The 6,934-nt window shown below is 36.0% G+C and carries 6 protein-coding genes and 1 pseudogene; all 7 read left to right on the top strand.

All coding sequences use genetic code 11. The features are described 5' to 3' along the window. The first annotated feature begins 16 nt into the window (after window positions 1-16). Window positions 17-982: a ribose-phosphate diphosphokinase gene (locus P0N36_RS05360; RefSeq protein WP_275841810.1), complete on the top strand. Its 966-nt coding sequence runs from the start codon at window positions 17-19 to the stop codon at window positions 980-982. Window positions 983-1,448: 466 nt separating this feature from the next. Beyond that, window positions 1,449-2,969, top strand: a complete 1,521-nt coding sequence (locus P0N36_RS05365; RefSeq protein ID WP_275841811.1) for a serine/threonine-protein kinase — start codon at window positions 1,449-1,451, stop codon at window positions 2,967-2,969. Beyond that, window positions 2,878-3,516 carry a hypothetical protein gene (locus P0N36_RS05370; RefSeq protein ID WP_275841812.1) on the top strand — a complete coding sequence of 213 codons (639 nt, stop codon included), beginning with the start codon at window positions 2,878-2,880 and terminating at the stop codon, window positions 3,514-3,516. The genes P0N36_RS05365 and P0N36_RS05370 overlap by 92 nt, the downstream gene beginning before the upstream one ends. Window position 3,517: 1 nt before the next feature. Then, entirely contained in the window at window positions 3,518-4,531 is a 1,014-nt protein-coding gene (locus P0N36_RS05375) for an SAF domain-containing protein (protein ID WP_275841813.1), read from the top strand. An 8-nt stretch (window positions 4,532-4,539) separates the two neighbouring features. After that, entirely contained in the window at window positions 4,540-5,145 is a 606-nt protein-coding gene (locus P0N36_RS05380) for a hypothetical protein (RefSeq protein ID WP_275841814.1), read from the top strand. Window position 5,146: 1 nt separating this feature from the next. Further along, a complete protein-coding gene (locus P0N36_RS05385) occupies window positions 5,147-5,980 on the top strand; it encodes a hypothetical protein (protein WP_275841815.1) in 834 nt (277 codons plus the stop codon). Next, window positions 5,973-6,934 (top strand): annotated as a pseudogene (locus tag P0N36_RS05390) (hypothetical protein); the annotation flags it as partial. The gene P0N36_RS05385 and the pseudogene P0N36_RS05390, both read left to right, overlap by 8 nt.

Below are 6,934 nucleotides of genomic sequence, written 5' to 3' on the forward strand. Positions count from 1 at the left end.
CCTAGGAGGAAGACGAATGACCAGTGTAATCAGAAACAATGATGGCATTAAAGTTTTTTCAGGAGGCGCAAACCAAGAACTGGCAATCAACATAGCTAAATCATTAGGAACAGAATTATCCATTGCAGAGGTTGGCAAATTTAGCGATGGTGAATCTTATGTAAAAATCGGGGAAATGGTAAGGGGTGTTGACTGCTTCATTATTCAACCCACATCATTCCCAGTCAATGACACTTTGATGGAAACACTTATTATGATTGACGCCTTAAGAAGAGCATCAGCCGGTCGTATTACGGCGGTTATGCCTTATTATGGCTATGCAAGACAAGATCGTAAGGCAAGGGCTAGAGATCCTATCACAGCACGTTTGGTAGCGGATATGCTACAGATTGCAGGTTGTGATCGTGTTTTAACAATGGATCTCCATTGTGCGCAGATACAAGGATTCTTCACGATACCTGTGGATCATATGTTAGGTAATCCTCTTCTAATTAAGTATTATAGAGAAAAGTTCCAAGATAAGAAAGAAAACTTGGTTATTTGCTCACCGGATATCGGATCAGTCAAGCGTTCCAGAAGCTTCGCTGAAGCCCTCGATGTACCGATTGCCATTATTGATAAGCGTAGACCGGAAGACAATGTAAGTGAGGTCATGCACATCATTGGTGATGTAAAAGGTAAGAATGTTATTTTGGTTGATGATATGATTGATACTGCCGGTACGATTTGCAATGCGGCTAATGCCCTAAGTGATCAAGGTGCAATCGAGATATACGCTTGTTGTACACACCCTGTTTTATCCGGACCGGCGATAGAAAGAATTACGAAGTCAGCGATTAAAGAACTGCTTGTTCTTGATACAATTGCTTTGCCGGAGGGTAAAAAGACGGATAAGATTAAGCAGTTGTCGGTGGCAGATATATTGGCGGATGCGATATCAAGGATTCATCACAATGAGTCTGTTTCTAAGCTCTTTGTATAAGTAGATTATGAGGTCTCTAAGTGGATAAAGCTTAGAGGCTTTTTTTAGTGGGGAAAAAGAGTGTTATAAATAGGTCCCATGAAAACCCTTCCACAGTGTGTATGATTACGGTCTCCGATTGGTGCATCCATGCACCAAAAGTCGACGGTCAGCATCCATGCTGACAAACGCCATCACACACACTGCTCTAGGAACTTCATGGTCGGTGTTGGTATGGCGGTAATATAGGAAGGTCCCATGAAAACCCTTCCACAGTGTGCGGTTCTTTTTTTGGTAAACTTTGTAATAAATGGAAATGATTCCTAGTACATGGAATTGTTTCCATTTTTGTGTTATATAAACATATATGTCATTAATATGAAATAATTAAAAGAAAATCAGTTAATTATCAAAAACTTCTTGCAATTTCCAGAGGGTCTCCATATAATATATAAGAGTATGGTGTATCAAAGAATTAGGATGGGGAGTGAATGAGTTGGAAGATACATTGTTGGCAGGGGTTGTTCTCTTTGAACGCTATAAGATTATCAGGCCTCTTGGTATTGGTGGGACCAGTATCGTATACTTGGCGCAGAACAATAAGATAGGGAGCTTGGTTGCCATTAAAGCCATAAAGAAAACAGAGGATGAGATTGATTTACTGGCAGAAAAAAATATATTAATTGAACTGCGTCATCCTTCAATTCCAATAATAATGGATATTGAAGAGGACGAAGATCGAATCTATCTTATTGAGGAATACGTTGAAGGCAAGGTACTTGAGAAGTATAAGAATAAGCTGACAGAACAAGAAATTATCGATATTATGTTACAACTTTGTGATGTTCTGAATTACCTGCATACCTTTCAAGAACGACCTATTATTTATAGAGATTTAAAGCCGAGTAATGTTATCAGAATGCAAAATGGACATATTAAGCTGATTGATTTTGGTATAGCTAAAAAGTACAGTCACGAAACGACGAGAGATACAACTCAATTTGGAACAAGAGGGTATGCAGCACCAGAGCAGTTTGGATTTTCTAAAGCAGATGTGCGGACAGATATATTTGCTCTGGGTGTAAGCATGTACTATTTATTGACAGGAAAGAATTTAAGTACACCACCGTATAGGCTACAACCTCTAAGAGATGAAAATCCCTATATCAGTTCGGGTTTAGAACAAATCATTATGAAGTGTATGGAGACAGTGCAAGCCAAAAGATATCAAAACATTGCCACTCTACGACAGGATGTTAATGCTCTTGGCAATCGGAAGAATGACAATAATGATTACGATGTTTTTCTTGAAAAGAGTCGTAATGTTATAACGGTTACAGGCATAAATAGGTCTTTAGGTACAACGCATGTAGCCATCATGCTCGCTCATTATTTCAAAGAACAAGGTCAAAAAGTTGCCTTGATTGAGTGGCAAGCGCATCATGATTTTATAAAAATTTGTAATATGTATAAAACCATTAAAGAAGAGAAATTTTACTTTGTTTTTAATGCTATTCATTTTTACAGTTATCAAAATAATTTGTCCTATGATAAGAGTATGGTAGCTAATTATGATGTGATTATAGTAGATGGCGGTCAGTATGATGACTTGGAACAAAAAGGTAGTTATCAGAAAAGTCACCAAGTTTTGATGCTGTGTGGTGGTAAGGATTGGGAAATAGACAGTTTTGAAGAGTATTATTTTGGTAGTCCCAACAAATCTTATTATTATATGTTCAATTTTATGGATGATACGTCCTTTCGTGTGGTAAAAGAAAGTATGGCTAATTTTAAGTGTCATCAGGTGCCATATAATCCAAACCCATATTTGATAACGGAGACTACACAAAAGATACTAGATGATATTTTTGGTGTAGTTGCTACAAAAGCCCTAGGTATAAAAAGGAGTAAGTTGGATGATGTTAAAGACCATATTAGATCAAAAATTCAAGTATTCAAAAATACAAAAAGAAAAGAGCAAAGTCATAGCGGTGACGGGCGTGGCTAGAGGCATTGGTGTTACTCATTTTTGTATTATGATGGCATATTATTTGGCCAAACAAAGAAGAAAAGTTGCCTTAGTGGAACTTAATGATACGGGGCATTTTGGTAAAATTGAAAAAGCATATGAAGGCTTACACCATGATATCATGTCAACAGAATCTTTTAATATTAAAGGTGTTACATATTATAAAGGAACGTCGAAAGAAAAACTCATGGATTTGTATCAGGCAGATTATCATTATATATTGCTTGATATTGGTGAGGGTATAAAGAATTATGCAGAAGAGCATAAGCGTGCAGACATACCCTTAGTTATAGGGCATGTGAGTGATTGGAAGATAGATGAAGTAGATGACTTTAGAATCAGATATTCTATGCTCATGACCAAGAGATGTAAATGGCTTTTTCCGGATGGAAAAAAAGATGAGTTGTTGGAGTTGGGTAGAAAAATAGGCATGACTTTTCATACAATACCTTATTGTGTCGATCCTTTTGTTAGAAAAAAAGTGACCCAAGATCATATGAAAAGAATCATTGGACTGGAGGTGTAATATGTCAATCATACGACAACGTACAAAAAATTTATTGATGGCAGGATTTCTAGGCCTAATGATAAGCCTTGTCCTAATTTTGGTATTGTCTTTGATTTTTAGAGAAGAGGTTTCAGAATATTTTGCCTCTACAGTAGGTCAAGAGCAACAAGAAACGTTGACCTATCCTGTTGTTGTTGCATCTAAACCATTGAAAAAAGGAAGCATATTGACACGAGAAGATGTAACACTATCTCTGATGGAGGCAGAAAAGCCAATCTCATCCGGTTACACGGAAGTATCTCTCTTGATGGGTAAAAAGCTTTTAATAGACATAGATAAAAATTTGCCATTAACCCCACCTATGTTTATGGAAGAAGCATTGGTGAGTAAAAATCTTAGAATATATGAATTTGGGTTTATAGAATTACCGTATTTACTGGATGATGCAGATGTGGTTGATATTAGAATTGCTTTTCCGACAGGTCAGGATTATATCGTATTGGCCAAAAAGCCAATTCAATCTTTTGAGCGTTCTAGAGATCAGGTTCATGTCGGCCTTATAGACTTAGCCCTTGAAGAAGAAGAGGTTCTACGTATGTCTAGTGCTATGGTAGATACCTATCTGACAGAAGGTACTAGGGTGTATTTGGTCAAATATATCAATCCGGATCAACAGGCATCATCCATTGTTAACTACCCGGTAAATCAAAGTGTTTTAGCACTTTATATGGAGAATCCGAATATATTTGAGATACCGAATGCAGAGCAGATTTTAAGTAAACGACATGTGTTGGAGGTATCATTAGTATCTTTACTAGATGAAGCAGGCGTTCGTTTTTTTGAGACAAATATGGCCATACCGACCATGACTATGAATCCATTGACACCAGAAGATATGATTTTAGAAGATATCCAAATAAATAGAGACAGTGAGCCATCACCTGAATCATTAACGACGACAATAACAAATGAATCTAATAACACTGAATATAATAACGAGAAGGAAGAAGACGCAACATTGTCTGGATTTTAGGTGTGAATATGATACGAATAGGTTTAATTGGTGTAATTACAAAAGAGAAGGACTATTTGGGACTTTACTTAGGGAAGGTCCTATCAATGGAACATAAAGTGGTGCTGGTGACGAAGCATCAAAGTTTAATGGGCGCGTTAGAGGATTATGAGCATAATGAATATTTTAGAATTGTAAATCAAATACCGGATGTACTGGAAGCAGATTATCTTATTGTGAATGGCGTAGATGTTGATAGAGAAAGTTATGATCGTTTGTTTTTCATAACCGGACCCAGACAATCAGAAGTAACCGATAACGAACCGATTTTTAATAAGGGTATATTGGAAAATGATTGTGTCATTTATCATAATATTTTGGTGGACAGTAGAATAAATGGAAAATATTTAAACAATCGATTTAAAATTGACCCCAATAAAATAAAAGTGCTTGAACGTCCTTTTAATGAATGGGATTGGATAATGGAGTTGGAAAACGACTATGACCTCTCAATTTGGATGGGACATATGTCCCATGATTACCAGAAACTTATTCAAAGAATGATACAACATATTATGGGTAGTAAAGATAAAGCCATTAAGAAGTGGTTAAATAAGTCGAAAAGGAGTAAATAGAATGCAAATAGCTTTTTGGTCACCAAATCATGGACAAACAGGTACAACAAGTACTGCTGTTGCTATGGCATGTATGTCAGCTCTTCTTTATAATTTCAAAATTCTCATTGCCCACAGTCATTTTGAACGTAGTACGCTGGAAGGTTGCTTTATGAAGGAAAAAGTTCATCATCAAGAAGATCTTTTGGATTTTAGTGACAACGGTTTGGATGCCTTGAAGAGATTAGCAAAAAACGGAAGACTTGCTTCGGGTATGATCTGTGATTACACCATATCTCTATTGGCCAATAGAAGATTAGACTTGCTTCAAGGGACCAAAACATCTAAGCCAATCGACACCCAAGAAACATTGACTTTACTAAGTCAGATTTTCGCTGTTGCCAACATGGAATATGATCTAACCATGATTGATGTGCCAAGTGGTACCCACCATAAATTAACACAAAAAATTATAAAAAACTCAGACTTAGTGGTGGTTTGTTTGAACCAGAATAAAGCCCTAATGGACACTTTTTTTAGCAATAAGTCTTATGCATCATTATTAAGTGAGAAGACCGTATTGTACAATATCGGTATGTATAATAAGGAGAGTAGGTCCACACTTAAAAACTTGGCTAAAACATATGGTATGGATAATATGATGTGCATGCCCTATGATATCGGATTTATGGATGCTTGTAATAGCAGTCGTATTCTAGACTTCCTTATGCGTCATCTATCCATGAATTCAAAAAACAGGCATAAAAATCTTCTGCAACACTTAGAAAGAAATTGTGAAGTTATGATAAAACAGTTAGAAAAAACCAAACAGGAGGCTAGTATCGATTATGCTTAATATAATAATGATACTGGTTGTGTTACTTATATTTATTATTATATTAATCTTTTACTTCCAAAAAGGTGATTCGACTCACTATTTAGAACAGAAGCTTCTTAATAATAGTGAAAAGTTTCAGTTTGAGACCATTGTGGACTTTGTCAAAGATGCCATAAATGATATAACAAGAACCAACCTATATGAAATGGGCCTGTCTGAAGATGAGTTTAAAAGACGGCTCAATAAAAGAAGTGAGCTGAAGAAAGCACTAAAAAATTGTACCTATGGATCAGCTCTTGATAAAGAGTATGTGAAGGATTTCATTTGTGATTTGCTAAAGAAAAATTATATAACAGAAAAAAATGTAGATAAAATTATGCACTTTGGCCAACCCAATTTTCTGAGTGTTCAAGATAAGTTCGAGATTTTGCTATATTTATATAAAAAAAGTTATGGTGTATTGGCCCTTAACCAAATGATTGTAGATCATAACCTTGATCATTTAAAATATATTATTGAAAATGGAAAAACCCCTTCATACATCATAACATCTCAAGAAATCGTAGACATATTTGGTAAAAGCCTGACACAACTCAGCTATGAAGATAAGTTGATGGTCATTACACAACGGGTTTATCAGATTTATAAAGGTTTTGGTGTGGTAGATGAGATAAGAGACATGGCGATTGACGGCGTATCTGGTGGTGTTTCAGGTGTTGTAGAAAAAGCTACGGATAAAGTGATGGAAGACTATCTAAGTCAAATTATACAGACGCCAAATCATTATGACAGCATCTGGATATTTTATAAAGGTAAATCCATACATTTGTCCTTTCTTTCTTTCGGTTCAGAAAAAGAACTACGGAGGATTTGTCAGAATATTTATCGTTATAACAAAGCCGGGCAATTATCGGAAAGTACAGGCTATAAAGTGAATGAAATGAAGGATGGTTCAAGGGTTGTTGTTGTCAG

It is taken from the genome of Petrocella sp. FN5 (genome assembly GCF_029210395.1).
GTDB lineage: Bacteria > Bacillota > Clostridia > Lachnospirales > Vallitaleaceae > Petrocella.

Bases quoted from the DNA above. Each gene is read 5' to 3' on its own strand.
- P0N36_RS05375 (WP_275841813.1), top strand. From the start codon at position 3,518: ATGTCAATCATACGACAACGTACAAAAAATTTATTGATGGCAGGATTT.
- P0N36_RS05380 (WP_275841814.1), top strand. From the start codon at position 4,540: ATGATACGAATAGGTTTAATTGGTGTAATTACAAAAGAGAAGGACTAT.
- P0N36_RS05385 (WP_275841815.1), top strand. From the start codon at position 5,147: ATGCAAATAGCTTTTTGGTCACCAAATCATGGACAAACAGGTACAACA.
- P0N36_RS05370 (WP_275841812.1), top strand. From the start codon at position 2,878: ATGATGTTAAAGACCATATTAGATCAAAAATTCAAGTATTCAAAAATA.
- P0N36_RS05360 (WP_275841810.1), top strand. From the start codon at position 17: ATGACCAGTGTAATCAGAAACAATGATGGCATTAAAGTTTTTTCAGGA.